Genomic DNA, 20,058 nt, shown 5'->3' on the forward strand with positions numbered 1-20,058 from the left:
CAGCTACTTAACAAACAGCTGGCGCGGAAAATTGGCCAGGGTTTCACAGCCATTTTCAGTAATCAGAATGCTTTCGGTAATTTCCAGCCCCCAGTCTTCTACCCAGAGGCCAGGCATGAAGTGAAATGTCATTCCGGGCTGAAGAATAGTTTCGTCTGAGGGGCGTAAGCTCATCGTGCGCTCGCCCCAATCCGGCGGGTACGAGATACCAATCGGGTAACCACAGCGTGCGCCACCACGGTCAAAACCGTACTTATCCATCGCCGCACCCAGTGCCATGGCAATATCCGCCGTACGATTGCCCGGCTTAGCCACGGCCAAGCCACTCTCAATGCCTTCCAACAAGGCAGATTCAGCACGAATAAAGTCTGTTGGCGGCGTACCTAAAAATACGGTGCGCGACATCGGCGCGTGGTAGCGCTTGAATACACCAGCAATTTCGAAGAACGTGCCTTCGCCTTTGCGAAATGGCGTGTCGTCCCAGGTAAGGTGCGGCGCAGCAGCGTCTTTACCGGTTGGCAACATCGGTACAATGGCAGGATAATCGCCGCCAAACACCTTGCCATTCTCGTCGACAAATCCCTCGATGCCGACGCGGTAAATTTCCGACACCAGCTTACTTTTTGGCAGCCCGGGTTCAATAACTTCCAAAATACGCGTGTGCATACCTTCAACAATTTTTGCTGCCACACGCATATAAGCTATTTCTTGCGGCGACTTAATCGCCCGGCACCAATTCACGAGTGCGTTGGCATCCATGAAACGCGCATGGGGAAGCTCACGTAAAAGGCTTTGATAGGCTTTAGCAGAGAAGTAGTAGTTATCCATCTCCATACCCACCACACCGGTATGCCAACCGCGGTCGGGCATGATCGATTGGGCAAGATACTCCATTGGATGCATATCCGGATTTTGAACATAGTAATCCGGATAGTAGGTAATATTATCGGGGTCTATCCAGCAGGTGCGCAGCGCGCCGTTGGCATCCATACGGCGGCCAAACCATACAGGTTCGCCTTCAAGGCCCACCAATACACATTGATGAACATAAAATGACCAACCGTCGTAGCCGGTCAACCACGCCATGTTGGAGGGGTCACTGACAATCAGCACGTCAATGCCACGGCCAGCCATTTCTGCACGCACCTTCCACAAGCGATTAGCATACTCTTCACGCGTGAAAGGCAGGGAAACCTCAGTCATCGGGCAACTCGCCATCAAAGATCACTAAGAACCAGCGCCATCTATTGTAAGTTAGGTACGCTGGGCCACAGGATCGACCTGGCCACCCCCGCAGTAGGCCTGCCAATGTCGTCTTAGGGCGATACTAGCACCGACCCTTGGTTGCCGGTCAAAGCCTTTATGACAAAAATTGTGGTAAGCCGTGATAGCGTAACCATAGTTAACATGTAGTCAGGAGGAAAAATGAAAGTAGTCATCCATATTGATGATTCAGCCCAATGGCAAGCCGCACTTGAAAAAGCGTTACCCCAGGCCACTGTATTGACAAGTGACGCACCTGAAGATGAACGAAAAAACGCCGACTACCTTGCCGTTTGGAAAGCCCCAGAGCATTTACTGCAGGAGCAAAGCCAGCTCAAAGGCATTATTAACCTGGGTGCGGGTGTTGATTACTTACTGAAAACACCCGGCCTTCCAAGCGATGTTCCTATCGTGAAATTACGTGATGCTGGCATGGGCGAACTCATGGCAGATTACGTGCTATATGGCGTACTGCACTTCTACCGCAGCATGGATCGCTACGCCACTCAACAGCAGAGCGCTACTTGGAAACCCCAAGCCGTGCCTGAAAAAACACAGTGGCCAGTTGGCGTATTAGGCCTTGGCGCAATCGGCAGTTATGTAGCCACTCACTTGTCGCAAGCAGGATTCCCCGTACTTGGCTGGAGCCGCTCACCTAAAGAAATTAGCGGCGTACGCTGCCTGCATGGCGATAAAGGGCTTGATGAACTGCTTGGCCAAGTGCAGAGCTTAGTCACTATTTTGCCAGACACCGCCGCCACTGAAGGCATTCTTAACGCCGAACGGCTAGCGAAATTACCCGAAGGTGCCAGTGTTATTAACCCCGGTCGCGGCAGCCTAATCGATGAACAGGCGTTGCTAGATGCGCTCGGTGAAACGAATAAGCCAGGACATCTGCGTGGTGCCCTGCTAGACGTTTTCTGTGAAGAGCCTCTTCCAACCAACCACCCCCTTTGGCAGCACCCAAGCGTGTTAGTAACGCCTCACATGGCAGCGCCTACACCACTTAATGACGCCATTGATCAAGTCATTGCGTATATTGAGGCATTTGAAGCGGGTGAATCGTTAGCAACGATTAGCCCAGAAGCAGGCTACTGACGCTTAGCCATACGCACGCTATACTGCACGGGGAACCAAGCGCTAGCTAAAGGCTCTTAGGAAAACACTCGAGAAGGAGGAAGGGCCTTTGCGTTATGTTACAAGAGGCATCAGACACCCTAAGTCTGCGAGCGCAATATTGGGCGCTTGCCTGTTTTCCCTGTGCGGCTTAGCAACAGCAGATACTCCACAAGATGAGCAAACTCTGCAGGCCCCACACCCCTTCCAGGCTCAATATCGTTTAGAAATACGCGGCTGGCCCGGCGCAACTATTACCCATACGCTCAGTAATGAAGGGCTTCACTGGTTAAGTGATATGAATTTTGCAGTCGCGATTGCCCGAGGTGAGGAGCGTAGTCGCTTTTCGATAGACGATACCTCGACTCGCTCTTTGCTCTATAACAGCAGTTATTCACTACTGGGTATAGGCGACAGTTACCAACTCAACGAAAGTGATATTAGCTCGCTTGATCGCCAGGCCGCTCTATTTGACCTTTCCCGACGAGCGGGTCATGAAGACTGCATGGTAAGCACCCCCTGTGATATCGAGTTTGTTGATCACCGCGGACGCGACGAACACTTTCAGTACTATGTCGATCAACAGAATATCAACGAGCCCAACACCATTACCATTCCCGCCGGTGAGTTCGAAGCCACGCGCGTCACGCTGATTGATAAAGAAAAGCCCGACCGATATCTACACATTAATTTTCACCCAGATTGGCCAGGACTGATCCTCTCGGCAGAATATCGAAAAGAGGGGCGTCGTCAGACGTATCTCACCATGACTCAATTCAACCCCGCTGGGGGTAACGCACCTTAAATGCTTTCTGGATTACTGATTGTCTTATTGCCTCTCTTGTTAGGCTACTTAGTGCGCGTTCGTTCTACCCGCTTACTGAATCTCATCAATCGAGCCGTTAATGGCTCGGTTTATTTGATTCTATTATTTATGGGGGTCAGCCTTGCGGGTCTTGAAAACCTGGGCAGCCAACTTTCAAGATTAGGCGGTAACGCGCTACTGCTGTTTAGCATTACCACGGTGCTCAACTTAGGCGCCCTATGGTGGCTATCACGTCGAGTGGCTTTGAAGGCCGGTGGTTCACCGGTGGTGGAAAATGCCCCTACCAGCAAACTCGCCGCCATGCAGGGCTCGCTAATGTTGGTAGGCGTGGTGGCAGGTGGTGTAGCGGTTGGGCTACTGCTCGGCCCGCTTATTGGGGAAGCGCTGTTTACCACCGCCGACTGGCTGGCGGAATGGGTGCTATACGCACTATTGATGCTAATTGGCTGCCAGCTACGCAATTCTGGCATGCCACTTAAACAAATTTTGCTCAATAGCCTAGGGCTTGCCATCGCGGTCACCCTTGCACTGAGCTCACTGTTGGCTGGCTTGTTAGCCGCCCCGCTACTCTCACTTAGTTGGAATGAAGGCTTAGCCATGGCATCTGGCTTTGGCTGGTATTCGCTTTCGGCTATTTTGATTGGCGACCAACTTGGTCCGTTAATGGGTGGCGTGGCGTTTTTCAACGACCTAACGCGCGAACTGCTGGCATTTATTCTGATTCCGCTCGTTATCCACCGCCACACCGCGCTAGCCATTGGCTATGGCGGCGCGACGTCGATGGACTTTACCTTGCCGGTGATCCAGCAGCACGGCGGTGTGGCCTGTGTCCCGATTGCAGTGGTCAGCGGATTTATCCTGTCACTACTCTCTCCACCACTGATTCTGTTTTTTCTTTCGCTGTCGGGTTAGCGATTGCAGGCAATCATTGGGTAGGATAAGCAGCGTTATTTGTAACTACGCACCCTTTTGCGCACGCTTAGTTAGGAGTGTACGCGCAGTTAAAACACAACTGCTTCACTGCCCAGGATGACTGCCTACCATGCTAAACGGAATTTGGTTAAGCTTTTTCATTGCTGCGTTTGCAGCGTCTTTATGGCAGTGGTTAGTCGGTGGTGATAGCGAGGTTTTTGCTCGCTTAGTGCAATCGCTGTTCGATATGGCGCGGGTCAGCGTGGACATTATTTTAGTGCTATTAGGCACTATGACGCTTTGGCTGGGCTTTCTTTCGATTGCCGAGAAGGCAGGCATGATTCGCCTACTAGGCCGCGTGCTTGACCCGCTGTTTTCCCGCCTAATGCCAGAAGTGCCCCGGGGCCACCCTGCCATGGGGCTAATTAGCATGAACTTTGCGGCTAACATTCTAGGCTTAGATAACGCTGCCACACCGATTGGCATTAAAGCCATGCAATCGCTTCAAAATCTTAACCCGAGCCGCGATACTGCCAGCAACGCACAAATCCTGTTTTTAGTACTCAATACCTCATCACTGACGCTGCTACCCGTCACGATCTTCATTTATCGTGCTCAGCAAGGCGCGGCAGAGCCCACCCTGGTTTTTCTTCCGATTTTGTTGGCTACCAGCGCCTCCAGCCTGGCAGGGCTACTCGCGGTTGCACTCGTACAGCGCTTAAAGCTCTGGCAACCCGTGGTGCTGGCCTATTTGGTCGCTGCAGCGCTTGCCTTAGGGCTATTAATCACCACGCTGGCGGGCATGTCGGCCCAGGCATTGGCGGCTGCTTCAACACTGGTGGGTAACCTAACGTTATTCACTATTGTCATGATGTTTTTAGTGGTCGGCGCACTGCGTGGTGTCAGGGTGTATGACGCCTTTATTGAAGGGGCAAAAGAAGGTGTCAGTTTTACCGTCACCCTGCTGCCGTATCTTATTGCCATGCTGGTGGCGGTTGGCGTACTGCGTGCCAGCGGCGTTCTGGACGCAGGGCTCAGTGGCATTCGCTGGTTAGTGGAAGGGATTGGCTGGGACACTCGCTTTGTAGATGCGCTGCCTACGGCCTTTGTAAAACCGCTTTCTGGTAGCGGCTCGCGAGCCATGATGATTGAGACAATGAACAACTTTGGCGTCGATAGCTTTCCTGGCCTGCTGGCCGCCACCCTGCAAGGCAGCACCGAGACGACCTTCTACGTGCTAGCGGTCTATTTTGGCGCGGTCGGCGTTACCCGTATTCGCCATGGCCTGGGCTGCGCGCTCATCGCTGACGCTGCGGGCATTATTACTGCCATCACTGTCTGCTATTGGTTCTTTGGCTAACGCCGCTTGGCAACTAGGTTAGCCAACAAACTGGTTATTCATAACAACATTCGTCACAACGCTCTTAACGACACTCTTTACAACTCTCTTTACAACACTCGTAACAACAATAGATCAGGTAATTTGTTTCATGCATGCTCAACACACGGCATTACATAACGAGCTTCACGCGCGGCCTCCCATCTATTTTGAAGGGCCTGCTTGTCTTCATCACTACGCTTTTACGCTTGAAGGCGATGACGTTACGACGTTGCTTAATCGCCTAGCAGAGCTGACAGAGGTCGCTGTCACGCCCGATCAGGTTCAGCAAATAGTCAGTTGCCAGGGTTGCTTAGTAAAGTGGGAGCGGCACACCGAGTTTTTTACGCTGACCATTAAGCACGACAACAACAGCAACCCTCGCATTTGGCCAACACCACCTACTTTTTTAGCCCGTTTGCTCGCGGATGTTGCCGATAAAATAATCAGCGCCAGCGTATTGCGCGTGGAAACGGCTAATCGATGGGCAGGTAGCGTGGAGGCCTATGGATTAGATCAGCCAGCGGGTTCACAGGTAGGCGGCGGAGATGCCACGGTTTGGAGCGACTTCAACCTGGATGATCAACAAAGAAACCGATTGCTAATGGTTAACGATAATCTGGATAGCTATCGACTAGGCAGGATGGCAAGACGCTTATTTGATATTGAGACTTACCGCATAATGGCAATGCTGGCGCTACCGGAAGCCAAAGCACTCAGCCGTGAGCTACAACACTATGAAACGGAGCTGTCTGCGCTCTCTCATCAACACGCCGAACAGCACACCTCACCAGCCGAACCGTTGCTCAACGCCTTGACACTGCTCTCGGCAAAACTCGAACGCTGCGGAGTACAAACACGTCAACGCTTTAGCGCGACCGATGCCTATGCCAACATCGTGTTGGCACGCATCAATGAGCTACGCGAGGAGCGTATCGGTAATTATCCTCGGCTTGGCATGTTTATTTTGCGGCGTTTTGAGCCTGCCGTGCGTTACTGCGATGCCATGAATCGCCGCGTAGAAACGCTGGCCACCAGCGCTACACGCTTAAACGACTTGTTGCGTACCCGCACCCAGGTCGAAATCGAGAGACAAAACTACAAAATTTTGCAGAGTTTAGATGCCCGTGCGAGCAGCCAGCTAAAAATCCAAAAGGCCGTTGAAGGCCTCTCGATCATCGTCATCAGCTACTACATTTTTAGCTTAATGAAATTAGGGCTGGAAAGCTTAAGAGCACTCGGTGTCGATATCGAACCCAACGTTGCTGCCTCCGTTATAGCGCCACTGAGTGCACTTATTATAGCCATCTTAACGTGGCGAATTTGGAAGGTTAAAAAGCACTAGTAGGCAAGTCGTTAGCTGCACTCGCCCCGTAGTGAGCCGCTAAGTGCCCTGCGCAGTGCAGGGCCGCTCATTCCACGACCTAGCAGCACCGTGAGCTTTGCAACGGCGGCCTCTAGGGTGATATCACCTCCTGCAATCACACCGGCTTGGTTCAGCGCCGCGCCGGTAGCGTAGGCTCCCTGTACGACTTCCCCTTGGGCGCACTGAGTCACGTTAAGCAGTGCGACCCCTCGTTCATTTGCAGCCGTTAACGCCGTTAACAGCTCGCCTTCAAAACTAGGTGGGTTGCCCACGCCGTAGCTATGCAGAATCAAGCCCTTTAGGTGTTCATCGGCCAGCAGCGCCTTGGCGCGGCACAGCGACATACCAGGATAGAGTGGCAATATCGCAACCGCCTCATCATCTACCTCAATGGGGGCAAAGTCAGGCCGTCCGCTCAGCAGCGCTGAGGGCTGCGGGTAAGATATGGCGATGCCAAGCTCGGCAAGCCAGGGAAAATTGGGAGAGTCAAAGGCATCTAAGCCCTGAGTGCGTACCTTGCGCGCACGATTACCGCGCAGAAGTCGATCGTGAAAGACCAGACTCACTTCACAAGGTGTCGCGGAGTGAGCCACCAGTTGCAGTGCACTGACGAGATTATTCAGTGCATCGCTACGGGGCTCCCCCAAAGGAATTTGAGCGCCAGTGAAGATCACCGGCTTGTTGAGCGCGCCGAGCATAAACGACAACGCAGCGGCGCTATACGCCATGGTATCGGTACCGTGTAGCACCACAAACCCATCGTATGTTTGCCAGTGGCTTTCTAACTGTGCCACTAAACGGTTCCAGGCGTCGGGCATTAGCTCGGCACTATCAATGAGAGGCTGCATTTCCAGCACATCAAACGATGGTAGCCTGTCGGCATCGCCCATCGCTAAGTGCGCGGTTAAGCGCTCGGCCAGCCCCGCGCAAGGCACATACCCATGTGGCGATGGCTGCATACCAATGGTACCGCCGGTGTAGAGCATGAGTACGCGGGGCATAGTCTCTCCTTATCTAATAGCGTTAGTGCATACGGGGGCTTACTTAGCAGGCGCGCTTTCTAGACGCTGCTTTAACGCTTCGGCCTCTTCAGGCTCTAGCTCCCAGGCTTTCGGATCTAGCTCAAGATCTGGGTGTTGATTGGCATCGAAAATTGGCTGCTTGATGCCCTGGCGACGCTGGCTATCGTAATCGTTAAGAATGCGTAGGCCGCACTTGAACAACAGAATCAGTGCCACGAGGTTAACCACCGCCAGAAGGCCCATGGTGACATCGGCAAATCCGAACACAGTGCCAAGATCTGTGGTCGCGCCCCAGCACACCAGCAACACAATGGCGACCCGGAAAGCGTTAAACAGATTCTGGTTATCGCGGCTAAAGAAGTTGAGGCTGTTCTCGCCTAGGTAGTAGTTGTACAAAATAGTACTGAACGCAAACAACAGCAGCGCGAGGCTAACAAAGGTGCGACCCCATTCGCCTACATGATCGGCAAGCGCCGCTTGGGTGAGGGCGATACCTTCAACGCCAGCACCTGCGGCCGGGTCGTACACACCGCTGAGCAGAATCAAAAACGCCGTGGCCGAGCAGATAATCACGGTATCGATAAACACCGAAAACGCCTGCACGATACCTTGGTTAGCTGGGTGCGGTACGTAAGCAACCGCCGCCACATTAGGCGCACTGCCCAGACCCGCTTCGTTAGAAAACAAGCCACGCTTCAAGCCCATCATAATGGCCGCACCAATACCGCCACCAATCAGCGGCTCAAGGCCGAACGCACTTTTTACGATTAGCGTTATAACGCCGGGAATTTCACCAATGTTCATGGCGATGACCAACAGCGCAATGGCGATATAGCTGACCGCCATAAAAGGCACTAGATACTCTGAGATACGCGCAATACGCTTGATGCCACCAAAAATAATCAGTCCTACCAGCATGGCCAGGGCAATGCCACTGTAAAGCACCGGCACACCGAAGGCGTCGCCAAACGAGGTCGCTACCGCATAAGATTGCAGTGCGGTAAAGGCAAAACCAAAAGTTAACAGCAATAGCACCGAGTAAAACGCTGCCAGCCAACGCCACTGTTTACCTAACCCTTTAACAATGTAGTACGCCGGACCACCGCGATAAGTGCCATCGCCTTCCGCTTCTTTGTAGGTCTGCGCGAGGGTACATTCTAAAAAGCTAGTCGCCATCCCCATCAGCCCCACCAGCCACATCCAGAAAATAGCCCCTGGGCCACCTAGCGTAATCGCGACCGCTACGCCGGCAATATTACCGCCACCCACGCGCCCTGCCACTGATAGAACAAGTGCCTGAAACGAACTTAAGTGGCCGTGTTTATTACGCTTAAAGGCCTGACCCGACCCCAGGATGCGAAACATTTGGCCGAAATAACGAAACTGCACAAAGCGGGAAGCAACGGTAAAACCGATGCCAACGCCTACTAGCAGCACTAGCAGTACCTTTCCCCAGAGGAGCTCATTGAGCATATCAAGCATGTGATTTTCTCCGCGTTCTTGTATTAGCGTTATGTTGGAATTCGCGTCGTTTTATTTCGCGCTTCTTAAAACCGCGCCGCGGAGAACGTTTTACCAAGCATGGGGAGGAATTAAATTTGGCGCAGCGATGCAGTTGTGTGCACTCACTGCATCAGCGGCTGCACCAGAGTGCATCACATAAAAACGGTGCGCGCCTTTTAAGGCTGCGCACCGTTCGTTCAAGTCTATATTGACACACCCCGATAGAGGCTCGCTTGTTACTTAATCGCTTTCGCCGCTCGCGCCGCATGGAGCTTCTTATAGCTTTCGATCAAGCGCTGGTGGCGCTCCAGACCTTCTAACTGCATGTTAGTCGGCGTTAGGCCGTGGAAGCGTACTTCGCCACTTACCGACCCTACGACAGCCGCCATGGTCGCTTCGCCGAACATGCGCTGGAAGTTATGCAGATAATTTTCAAGCTCCAGTTCATCATCCAACACAATTTCCAGCACCGCGTTTACCGCCTGGTAGAACAGGCCGCGCTCGACGGTGTTGTCGTTGTACTGCAGGAACATCTGCACGCAGTCCAGCGCCTCTTCATGGCGTTGCAGCGCGAGGTAAACCAGCAGCTTGAGCTCTAGAATCGTTAGCTGCCCCCACACAGTGTTCTCATCAAACTCGATACCGATCAGCGTGATGATATCGGCGTGGTCATCCATCTGGCTCTCTTCCAGCCGCTCGACTAGGTCGGTGAGCTGGTCGTCATCCAAGCGGTGTAAATTGAGAATATCTTCCCGGTAGTCCAACGCTTTATTGGTGTTATCCCAGATTAAATCTTCAATGGGGTACACCTCGGAGTAACCCGGCACCAGAATGCGACAGACTGGTGCGCCTAGGTCTTCGTGGACCGCCATGTACACTTCAGCGCCCAGCTCCTCAAAAATGCCAAACAGCGTCGCGGCCTCTTCCTCATTGCTGCCAGAGAAATCCCATTCACTGAATTCAAAATCGGGCTTGGCACTAAAGAAGCGCCAGGAAACCACGCCAAAAGAGTCAATAAAGTGCTCAACAAAATTGTTGGGTTCAGAAACGGTTTGCGAGTTAAACGTCGGCAGTGGCAGATCGTTTAATCCTTCGAAACTGCGCCCCTGCAGAAGCTCAGTTAGGCTGCGCTCCAGCGCCACTTCAAAGCTCGGGTGCGCGCCAAATGAAGCAAATACGCCGCCGGTACGCGGGTTCATTAAGGTGACGCACATTACCGGGAATTGCCCGCCCATGGAGGCATCTTTGACCAACACCGGGAACCCTTGGGCTTCCAGGGCGTTAATGCCTTCTACGATACTTGGATACTTGGCTAGCACGTCCTGCGGTACATCCGGCAGAGCTAACTCCTGTTCGAGGATTTCGCGCTTCACCGCCCGTTCGAAAATTTCCGACAGGCACTGCACCTGGGCTTCTACCAGGGTATTGCCCGCGCTCATACCGTTACTGAGGAACAGGTTTTCGATCAGATTGGAGGGGAAGTAGACCGTCTCATTATCGGACTGGCGCACAAAGGGCAACGAGACGATGCCGCGGTCTTCACGTCCCGAGTTGGTATCGATCAGATGCGAGCCACACAGCTCGCCTTCAGGGTTGTAAATATCGCGACAATGGTCGTCGAGAATTTCTACGGGAAGTTCACCGTTCGGCCCCGGCTGAAACCATTTCTCATTGGGGTAGTGAACAAAATCACTGTTGGCAATCTCTTCACCAAAGTACTGATCGTTATAGAAGAAGTTACAGCTTAAGCGCTCAATAAACTCGCCCAGCGCCGAACACAGGGCACTCTCTTTGGTAGCCCCTTTGCCATTGGTGAAACACATCGGTGAAGCCGCATCGCGAATATGCAGTGACCAGACGTGGGGCACGATATTGCGCCAGGAGGCGATCTCGATCTTCATGCCCAGGTCAGCCAGCATCGCGCTCATATTGGCGATGGTTTGTTCTAATGGCAGGTCTTTGCCTGGAATATAAGTAGCACTGCCCTCCGGCGCTCCCATCAGCAGTGCCTGGGCGTCCTCGTCGATGTTTTCTACCGTCTCGATCTGAAAATCAGGGCCGGTTTGGACCACCTTCTTAACCGTGCAGCGATCAATGGAACGCAGAATGCCCTGGCGATCTTTTTCAGAAATATCTTCCGGCAACTCGACCTGGATTTTGAAGATCTGCTTATAGCGGTCTTCCGGGTCAACGATGTTGTTCTGTGACAGGCGAATATTTTCGGTAGGAATATCCCGGGCGTTGCAGTACACCTTTACAAAGTAGGCCGCACACATGGCAGACGACGCCAGGAAGTAGTCAAACGGCCCAGGTGCCGAGCCATCGCCCTTATAGCGAATCGGCTGGTCGGAGATAACCGTAAAATCGTCGAACTTGGCCTCTAAGCGGAGGTTGTCGAGATAGTTAACTTTGATTTCCATGAGAGGGCATCCGGATAGATAAATGTGCTGAAGGTCTTGGGGCCATAGGCTGATGGCGGCCATTATCCAGTTTTTTACCCGCTTCGTCTTGGGAAGCATTGCACTGACAGGCTCGAAGCGTCACATTAGCCGCACCGACGCTTACTGAGAACGCTGAAACCGCCCCCATGCATGATGATTTTGTGGCCAACTTACGCCTGCTATGCAGCTACTATCCGTCTATTGCGGACGTTTGCCGCCGCTTATCCATTAACCGTGCTCAATTCAACCGCTACCTCAGCGGTCGCTATTACCCAAGCCACGCCGCGCTGCAGCGTATTTGTCACTTTTTTGGGGTAACGCCAGAAGATATTGCGCTGCCTCACCACGACTTCCGTGCGCTGGTGCAAACCGGCCAGCTCAACGCAGATAGTTCACCGAACACACTACCCTGGCCTAATGCGTTGATTCAGCGGGGTAGCGAAGGTATGGAGCGTTATCTAGGTCGCTACTTCGAGCTTTACCACTCAATGTCGCGCCCTGGGCATTTGATGCGCACGTTGGTGTGCCTAGAAGCCAGAGAAGGAGGTGTGGTGTACCAGCGCACCGAGCGTATGCAAGTCGCTCTGGGAAAGCGGCCCTGTCATAACCGGTACGTAGGAACTGCCGTTAAACTTGCAGACCGACTATTTTTGGTTGACCACGAGACCCTCAATGGCCATGAAATCACCCAAACTATTCTGTTTCCCAGCTTCCAAAGCCAAGTCACACGCTTAACCGGATTGAAAATGGGGGTTGCTGATAACAGTGAGCGTATGCCCTGTTGTGTGCGAGTGGTCTACCAGCGTTTAGATGAACAGATAAGTTTACGGTCTGCGTTGGCTCAGTGCGGCCTGCTGTCACTGGACGACCCGTCACTCGATGAGTCGCTGCTGGCAGCCGTGTGCAATGATGTGGCTAGCGGAGAGCACCATTTTCGCGCACGTCACTAGCGGCTTGCTTCGCAGGACACTGATGGCGCCAGCACATGGGCAAATAAAATCGACTCAAAGTGCTCCATAGGAGCGACTGACTTAAGCGTTTTAGCGCGCAATATAGCGCCTTCCCAGCCCGACAATATAAAACTAGCCAGGGCTTCTGGAACAATTGCCTTATCGATATCATTCTGATTTTGCGCTTCTTTCAGGCAGACGGCTAAACGCTTCTCCCAGCGCTGGAACACCAAGTTAAGTGCATCACGGAAGGTGTCACTCTGCCCCGAAAGCTCCTGACCCAGGTTACCAATCAAGCAGCCAGTGGTGTGGTCGCAGTCCAACATATGCTCACGCCCTGTGGCGAAGTAACGCCGTATGCGCTCTAACGGCGGCAACGAAGCGTCTTCAAACAGTGTTGCCAAGCGTTCATCATACTGACTGGCAAAGCGCTCGATCACCGCCAGTCCAAAATCTTCTTTGCTGGAAAAGTAGTGGTAAAACGATCCTTTAGGCACACCACAGGTTTTTAAGACGGCATTAATACCCGTCGCATTGTAGCCCTGCTGGGCAATCAGCTCGGCACCGGTTTCAATTAACTTATCGCGAGTGGCGGTGTTTTTCATGACGTCACATTAACCAGTGAATTTAGTGCTTTGCAAAATAATAATGACAGGTATTGTGATGCCCGTCAGCGGTTAAACCGCACGCTGCAGCGATGCTTAACGGGTTGCACGCTATTTGCACATTGTTTACCTAATCATTGCTTGCGTATCGGTGATGCTAGCATGATACGCCATTTTCTCTGGAATTTTCGCCCTCAGCCAACGGATGCCGCGCGGTAATGACCTCCTCTCACTTTCACGCACCTTCTCAACAAGGCCGTATCGGTTTCGGAGCCTTGGCAGCACTACTGGTTTTCGTTGGCGGCTTAACCTTGGCTTGGTGGATTATCAGCCAGCCGCCTCGCGTTGAACGCCGCCCGCCACCGCCCGCCGCGCCACCCTTAGTGGATATCATGACGGCTGAAGAGCGCCTGCAAGCGCCCATGCTTAACGGTTTTGGTCGTGTAGAAGCTGAGAAATCCACCATGTTAGCCAGTCGAGTGGCTGGTCAGCTAGAGCGCTTTGGCGAAGGCGTTCTACCAGGTCAGGTCGTCGAACAAGGAGCGCCGGTTGCTTATATCGATCAGGCCGATTTACGTCTGATTCTCGAAGATGCTGAAGCACAATTAGCCAATGCTCAGGCGCAGTTAGCACTAGAACAAGCGGAGCAACAGCGCGCCCGAAGTGAGTATGAATCTTTTGGCCGCCAACTCAGTGCTGAGCGCCGTGCACTGGTGCTACGTGAACCACAGCTACGCCAAGCTCAAGCTCAACTAACACAAGCACGCGTGGTGCGAGACCAAGCAGCGCTTAATCTTGAGCGTGCCACGTTAGCTGCCCCTTGGCGAGCGATGGTACAAGACCGCTTGGTTGGCGCAGGAACCCTATTAAGCCAGGGTACTGAAGTACTCAGTTTGGTTGGTGTCGAGCAGTTTTGGGTTCGCGCTTCGTTGCCGGGAGATATTTTGAGTTGGCTAACGCCGGGCAGCCGCGTCACGCTTACCAGTCAAGGCTGGCCGGAAGGAGCAAGCAGAGAAGGTAACTTAATTTCTATTCTGCCAAACCTGGAAGAGAACGGCTTACAGGCGCAGCTTTTGATCGCCGTGAATGACCCGCTGTCGCTAGAGCAAGATGGCCCTGCGCTGCGTCTTGGCGATGTTCTACGTGTTGCCTTTCATAGCACAGCTCAGGAGCCGCTCATCGCCTTGCCTTCTTCAGCATTGCGTCCCGGCGAGCAGGTATGGTGGGTAGATGATGAAGATCGCCTACGCAGCACCCATGTCACCCTGGCCTACCGCGGGCAGGAAACGGCGCTGGTACGCAGCGGTTTAGTACCCGGACAGCGGGTGGTTATTGCTGGCTTGGCTCAACCTCGTGAAGGCCAACAAGTCCGCATTCGCCAGCGAGGCGACACGCCAGCCAGTGATGAGGAAAGCCCATGATTCGCCGTGGCCCACTCGCCTGGATGGTCGACCATGGCGTTGCCCCTAACCTGATGATGGTGCTGTTTATCGTCGGCGGTTTAATGGCATCCTTGGCCATCAAGAAAGAGGTTTTCCCGGAATTTGAAACGGAAATCATCCAAGTTAGCATCGGCTATCCCGGTGCCACACCGGAAGATGTTGAGCAAAGTTTGCTGCTACCAGTTGAAGCTGCCATTGCCGATGTGGAAGGCATCGATGAATTAACCGCCAGCGCTGGCGAAGGTAGCGGCGTAGTCAGCGCCACGCTGATCGACGGTGTTGATGTGATGCGGGCCTATCAGGATATCCAGCAAGCCGTGAATGCCATCACCACCTTGCCTAACGCAGCAGATCCACCGCGCTTTACCCTGGCTGGCCGCTCTCGCAGCGTGGTGAGCTTGCAGGTGTATGGCTCAGTGGGCTTAGCCGCACTGCATGACGCCGCTGAGGATGTGCGCGCAGAATTACAGGCTACTAGCGGTATCTCCCGTGCAGAGCTCTCCGGCAACCGGGAACGTGAAATCCAGGTGCTTTTGGATGAAGAAGCCATTGAGCGCTTTGGGTTAGACCATCAACAGCTTGCAAGCCGAATTGCTGAAGAAGCGCTCGACCTCGCCAGTGGCCAGCTAACTACCGCCGAAGGCGAGTGGTTGATTCGCTATCAGGGACGCCGCAACAGTGCGGACGAGTTTGCCGCGCTCCCTATTCTCACCACTGCCCAAGGTTCCCCCGTTGTACTGGGCGATATTGCTCGCGTAAGCGAAGGGTTTGCTGAAACCGATCGCGAGGAGTTCTACAACGGCGAGCAGGGCTTATCGGTAGATATCTATCAAATTGGTGATCAAACGCCGACGAGTATCTCCCAAGCCGTTTACGGTGAGCTGGAGCGGCTGCGCGACAACCTGCCCAACGGGATACGCCTGGATGTTTCCAGAGATAGCTCAGAAATCTATGAAGACCGCCTAAACCTGCTGCTAAAAAACGCCTGGATGGGCTTGGCACTGGTGCTAATTCTGATGGCACTGTTTCTTGAGGCACGATTGGCCTTCTGGGTAACGCTAGGCATCCCGACGGCATTTTTGGGTGCAATGCTGTTTCTGCCATGGGTTGGCGTCTCACTCAATATGATGTCGATGTTCGCCTTTATTATTGCCCTTGGCATCGTCGTGGACGATGCCATTCTGGTCGGTGAGAATATTTACAGCTACCGGGAACAGGGCTACTCACTGCGCGATGCCGCGGTGAAAGGTGCTCAAGAAATCGCCACACCGCTTACCTTTGCGATTCTGTCTAATATTGTTGCGTTCCTGCCACTACTGTTTTTACCCGGCTTTTTAGGGCTTATTTTTGCTACCGTGCCAGTGGTCGTTACCACGGTCTTTATTATTTCTCTGGTGGAAGCTCTGTTTATACTACCCGCCCACCTCGCCCACGCCAGCAAACCCCGCCAGACACCCGTATGGCAACGCCCTATAGAAGCTGTTCGTCTACGCATGCAAAAGGGCTTGCATCACTTTACTTACCAGCAGTTTGAACCGTTTTTACAGCGCGCGCTTACTCAACGCCTGCTGACTGTATCCCTAGGCGTCGCCTTGCTATGTGTCACGCTTGCCTGGGCAATGAGCGGTAGGCTTGGCTTTTCACTTATGCCCAGAGTGGAATCGGACCAAGTACAAGCCAGCGTTACCCTGCCGATTGGCAGTAACATTAGCGTTAGCCGCGAACTAAGCCAACAATTGCTCAATGCCGCCGAGCAACTTAGCGAACGCGAGGCAACCCTCAGCTTTAGCAGTACCCGCAGCAGCCTGGATGGTGAGAACCTGCAAGTGCGCCTGGATATCGCCAGAGAAAGTTTAGATGCCTGGCCTCCATCTCGAATTGCCCAGGAGTGGCGCGACTTAACGGGCGACTTAGTCGGCGCGCAATCAGTGCGCTTTGAGTCAGACTTCGGAGGCCCCGGTAGTGGTGCAGCGTTGAGCCTGCGTTTATCCCACCCAAACACCCAAGTGTTAGAGGCGGCCGCTGCGCAGTTGGCTGAACAACTGGCCGAATATGGGTTAACCGATATCGACAGCGGACTGGGAGACGGCAAACCGCAGCTTGAAATGCGCCTGTCTGCTGAAGGGCGCGCGTTAGGGCTAACGGGGAGCGACCTAGCCCAGGCGCTACGCGGCCCGCTACAGGGTGCCACAGCCATAGAACAATTTATTGGCCGCCGAGAAGTCAGCGTTGAGGTACGCCTGCCAGAACAAGATCGCGATAGCCTCAATGAGCTTTATCGGCTGCCGATCCGGACCCCCGACGGCCTAAGCGTTCCGCTGTCACGCGTTGCAGATATTACGTTAAGCCAAGCTTCTAGCAGTCTTCAGCGTATCGATGGCCGGCGAATCATTACAGTGACCGCAGACTCGGAAGGCGACCAAGCAATTAACCAGGTGCTCGCCACGCTACAAGAGGATGTTTTCCCCACGCTTAGCAATACCTGGGCAGGGCTTGAAGTGAGCATGGGCGGTCGACAGCAAGATACCGCCGACAATTTAGCCACACTTCGCAACGCCATGTGGCTAATGCTGGCCGCGCTATATGCATTATTGGCCATTCCTTTCCGGAGTTACTTTCAGCCACTGCTGGTACTGGCCGCTATTCCGTTTGGTATTGTCGGGGCCGTTGCAGGCCATATGCTAATGGGGTTCGGACTATCGATTATTAGCCTACTTGGTATGCTGGCACTTTCGGGCGTGGTAATTAACGATGCCCTGGTTCTGATTGATTATGCTAACCGTAAGCGTCGCGAGGGCATGGATGCCCGCGAAGCGATTGTCGCCGCGGCGACCCGCCGCCTGCGGCCGATTATGATGACCACACTCACCACGTTTTTAGGCTTGGCACCAATGATTCTAGAAACCTCTCGCCAAGCGCGCTTTATGATACCCATGGCTATTTCACTAGGGTTTGGCATGCTATTCGCCACGGTTATTTTGTTGCTGGTAGTGCCCTGCCTCTATTTGGGTTTAGAAAACCTGCGCGAACGACTCAACAAACCACCCCAACCAAGCCATGAGGGAGCCAGCTAATGAAACTGTTCGCTTCGCTGCGCCAGTGGCGCCCTTCTCGGCTGGGTCTAAAGCTTTTTGTGGCGATTTTAAGCGTCAACGTAGCCATTGCAGCGAGCGTTTTTTTAGCAGTAACTTACAGCATCGATCGCGGCTTTTTAGAATATCTCAATCAAGCCCAAGAGCGACGCGCTACGCTGCTGGCGGATGGGCTAATTACTCGCTGGGAAACCCAAGGCAGTTGGGAGTGGTTGGAGCAATCGCCAGAGCGCTGGCCCTATATTGTGCGCTTTGAGCTTGGCCAGGCACACCGTGATCGCCCTTCTCCTCTCGGCGAAGCTCAGGACTTCGCTTTACGCAATAGCGATGGCCGCTTCGTCGTCCCGCCTGTTGAGAGCGCACGCGGCTCAAACGGTTGGCGGTGGCTCACCCTGTATAGCGACGTGACCTCAAGCGGCAACAATGAAGCGATTGGAGAACTGGGGTTTCGTCCTCCGCAAGATATGATGGAGCGCATGGAAAGTCGCTTCCTAGAGCGCCAGCAGCGCAATTTGGTGCTTATTGTTGTTTCTCTTGGGTTAGCATCGCTGTTACTGGCAGGAGGGCTTTCCTGGTGGCTAGGCCGACGCACCCGAGCATTGGCGGGCGCAACATTGCGCTTAACCGAAGGTGATTATCACACTCGGTTACCAGAACGCGGCCGAGATGAACTTTCCAGTTTGGCACGCGATTTCAACGTATTGGCGGCCACCTTAGAAGCTAGCCGTGACGCCAGAGCACGATGGGTATCAGACACAGCGCACGAACTACGTACCCCGTTGGCAGTCCTGCGTGGTGAAATCGAAGCGATGCAGGATGGGATTCGTCCGCTAAACCAGGAAAATCTTAGCTCACTGGCTCAAGAAGTGTCTCAACTGGAACGGTTAGTCACTGACTTGAGGCTGCTTTCGCAAAGTGATGCAGGCGCATTAGATATTCAGCTAGCGCCAATGAACCTTAGCGAAAGCTTGAAAGGCCGTTTATCCGATGCCGACCGCTGGCTAGAAGAGAGCGGCCTGACACTGTCAAGCCAGCTTACCCCCGGCATCATGATACAAGGGGATGCCCAACGCCTACGCCAGCTCTGGAATAACCTGCTGGATAACAGCTGCGCCTATACACAACCACCAGGAGAGCTACGGGTTTCATTAACCTGCGAGACTAACCATGCTGTGATTACTTGGGAAGACAGTTCCCCAGGCGTGCCTGAAAACGAGCTTTCACGCTTAACTGAACGCCTATACCGCGTGGAAGGCTCACGTAACCGCGCAAGTGGCGGCAGCGGGCTGGGGCTCTCTATTGCTAGCGCGTTAGTCAATGCCCATGGCGGAACACTCTCACCTGGCGTTTCTGAGCTAGGCGGCCTGAAATGGACGCTGCGCTTTCCGCTATTTATTGCCTCTTAATCTAAGCGAGCTGACTATGTCTGAGAATAATTCATCCCAAGACGCCTCACTGCTCATTGTTGAAGACGAGCCTAAAATTGCCCGCTTAATGGCGGACTACCTGGAAAACAATAATTTTGCTCCGACAATAATTGCCAACGGCAACGACGTTATGCCCTGGCTAACCCAGCACGTTCCTGCATTAGTACTGCTAGATGTCATGCTCCCTGGTAAAGATGGACTAGCGCTGTGTCGAGAAATCCGTCAACACTGGCCTAACTTACCCATTATTATGGTGACCGCGAAAGTCGAGGAAGTTGATCGTTTACTGGGCTTGGAGCTAGGTGCAGACGACTATGTTTGCAAACCCTTTAGCCCCCGCGAAGTGGTTGCCCGCGTAAAAGCCGTATTACGCCGCAGCCAAGCCGCGGCGCAAGTCGATGACGCCTCCGACACCACCCCACAAGCACCAGTGACACTCGATGAAGAGGGCTGGCAGGCGCTTGCCAATGGGCACGACCTTGGCCTCACTGCCGTAGAGTTCCAACTATTGCGCGTCATGATGCAGTCCCCGGGACGTATCTTCAGTCGCGAGCAGCTAATGGATCACATGTACAGGGATAATCGCATTGTCTCGGAGCGTACCGTGGACAGCCACATTAAGAAGCTACGCAAAAAAATCCATGAAGCACTCCCCGAGCTAGAGATTATTCGCTCCGTTTACGGGGTTGGATATAAATATCAGCCTGAGGGATAA

General features: G+C 53.4%; 15 protein-coding genes. 10 read left to right on the plus strand and 5 right to left on the minus strand.

From position 1 onward, the window contains the following. Window positions 1-3: 3 nt before the first annotated feature. Entirely contained in the window at window positions 4-1,203 is a 1,200-nt protein-coding gene (gene doeA / locus J4377_RS14265; RefSeq protein ID WP_038477771.1) for an ectoine hydrolase DoeA, read from the minus strand. Window positions 1,204-1,425: 222 nt separating this feature from the next. Here doeA and J4377_RS14270 point away from each other — a divergent pair, with 222 nt between their 5' ends. The 5 genes from J4377_RS14270 (at window position 1,426) to J4377_RS14290 (ending at window position 6,840) form a co-directional block, all read left to right on the plus strand. Continuing rightward, window positions 1,426-2,361: a glyoxylate/hydroxypyruvate reductase A gene (locus J4377_RS14270; protein WP_095604021.1), complete on the plus strand. Its 936-nt coding sequence runs from the start codon at window positions 1,426-1,428 to the stop codon at window positions 2,359-2,361. Between the two features lie 88 nt (window positions 2,362-2,449). Further along, window positions 2,450-3,184, plus strand: coding sequence for a hypothetical protein (locus J4377_RS14275; RefSeq protein WP_095604022.1), 735 nt, complete (start codon window positions 2,450-2,452; stop codon window positions 3,182-3,184). Further along, complete coding sequence (locus J4377_RS14280; protein WP_253486013.1) at window positions 3,185-4,117, plus strand: lysine exporter LysO family protein; 933 nt, start codon at window positions 3,185-3,187, stop codon at window positions 4,115-4,117. It begins immediately after the preceding gene. A 130-nt stretch (window positions 4,118-4,247) separates the two neighbouring features. Then, window positions 4,248-5,477, plus strand: a complete 1,230-nt coding sequence (locus tag J4377_RS14285; protein ID WP_253486014.1) for a nucleoside recognition domain-containing protein — start codon at window positions 4,248-4,250, stop codon at window positions 5,475-5,477. 130 nt (window positions 5,478-5,607) lie between these two features. Next, window positions 5,608-6,840 (plus strand): DUF3422 domain-containing protein, encoded by a 1,233-nt coding sequence (locus tag J4377_RS14290; protein WP_038477785.1) that lies wholly within the window; start codon window positions 5,608-5,610, stop codon window positions 6,838-6,840. Window positions 6,841-6,851: 11 nt separating this feature from the next. On the opposite strand, the gene J4377_RS14295 is transcribed toward J4377_RS14290, so the two are convergent. The 3 genes from J4377_RS14295 to J4377_RS14305 all read right to left on the minus strand — a co-directional run bounded on the left by J4377_RS14295 (window position 6,852) and on the right by J4377_RS14305 (window position 11,806). After that, window positions 6,852-7,862, minus strand: a complete 1,011-nt coding sequence (locus J4377_RS14295; RefSeq protein ID WP_253486015.1) for an asparaginase domain-containing protein — start codon at window positions 7,860-7,862, stop codon at window positions 6,852-6,854. Window positions 7,863-7,901: 39 nt separating this feature from the next. Further along, window positions 7,902-9,365, minus strand: a complete 1,464-nt coding sequence (locus J4377_RS14300; RefSeq protein ID WP_038477791.1) for a sodium:alanine symporter family protein — start codon at window positions 9,363-9,365, stop codon at window positions 7,902-7,904. A 257-nt stretch (window positions 9,366-9,622) separates the two neighbouring features. Then, window positions 9,623-11,806, minus strand: a complete 2,184-nt coding sequence (locus J4377_RS14305; RefSeq protein WP_253486016.1) for an OsmC domain/YcaO domain-containing protein — start codon at window positions 11,804-11,806, stop codon at window positions 9,623-9,625. Between the two features lie 167 nt (window positions 11,807-11,973). On the opposite strand from J4377_RS14305, the gene J4377_RS14310 reads away from it, so the two are divergent. Next, window positions 11,974-12,777, plus strand: a complete 804-nt coding sequence (locus tag J4377_RS14310; protein WP_253486017.1) for a helix-turn-helix transcriptional regulator — start codon at window positions 11,974-11,976, stop codon at window positions 12,775-12,777. On the opposite strand, the gene J4377_RS14315 is transcribed toward J4377_RS14310, so the two are convergent. Beyond that, window positions 12,774-13,382 (minus strand): TetR/AcrR family transcriptional regulator, encoded by a 609-nt coding sequence (locus tag J4377_RS14315; RefSeq protein ID WP_038477800.1) that lies wholly within the window; start codon window positions 13,380-13,382, stop codon window positions 12,774-12,776. The two genes, J4377_RS14310 and J4377_RS14315, sit on opposite strands and share 4 nt — an antisense overlap. A 218-nt stretch (window positions 13,383-13,600) precedes the next feature. On the opposite strand from J4377_RS14315, the gene J4377_RS14320 reads away from it, so the two are divergent. Genes J4377_RS14320 through J4377_RS14335 form a run of 4 tightly spaced genes read left to right on the plus strand, consistent with a single transcriptional unit; the run spans window position 13,601 to window position 20,058 of the window. Beyond that, on the plus strand, window positions 13,601-14,803 hold the full coding sequence (locus J4377_RS14320) for an efflux RND transporter periplasmic adaptor subunit (RefSeq protein ID WP_253486018.1): 1,203 nt from the start codon (window positions 13,601-13,603) through the stop codon (window positions 14,801-14,803). Beyond that, window positions 14,800-17,898 carry an efflux RND transporter permease subunit gene (locus tag J4377_RS14325; protein WP_253486019.1) on the plus strand — a complete coding sequence of 1,033 codons (3,099 nt, stop codon included), beginning with the start codon at window positions 14,800-14,802 and terminating at the stop codon, window positions 17,896-17,898. The genes J4377_RS14320 and J4377_RS14325 overlap by 4 nt, the downstream gene beginning before the upstream one ends. Beyond that, entirely contained in the window at window positions 17,898-19,322 is a 1,425-nt protein-coding gene (locus tag J4377_RS14330) for an ATP-binding protein (protein WP_038477808.1), read from the plus strand. The genes J4377_RS14325 and J4377_RS14330 overlap by 1 nt, the downstream gene beginning before the upstream one ends. 16 nt (window positions 19,323-19,338) lie before the next feature. Further along, window positions 19,339-20,058, plus strand: coding sequence for a response regulator (locus tag J4377_RS14335; protein WP_038477812.1), 720 nt, complete (start codon window positions 19,339-19,341; stop codon window positions 20,056-20,058).

Source organism: Halomonas sp. XH26 (assembly GCF_024138895.1).
Classification (GTDB): domain Bacteria; phylum Pseudomonadota; class Gammaproteobacteria; order Pseudomonadales; family Halomonadaceae; genus Vreelandella; species Vreelandella alkaliphila.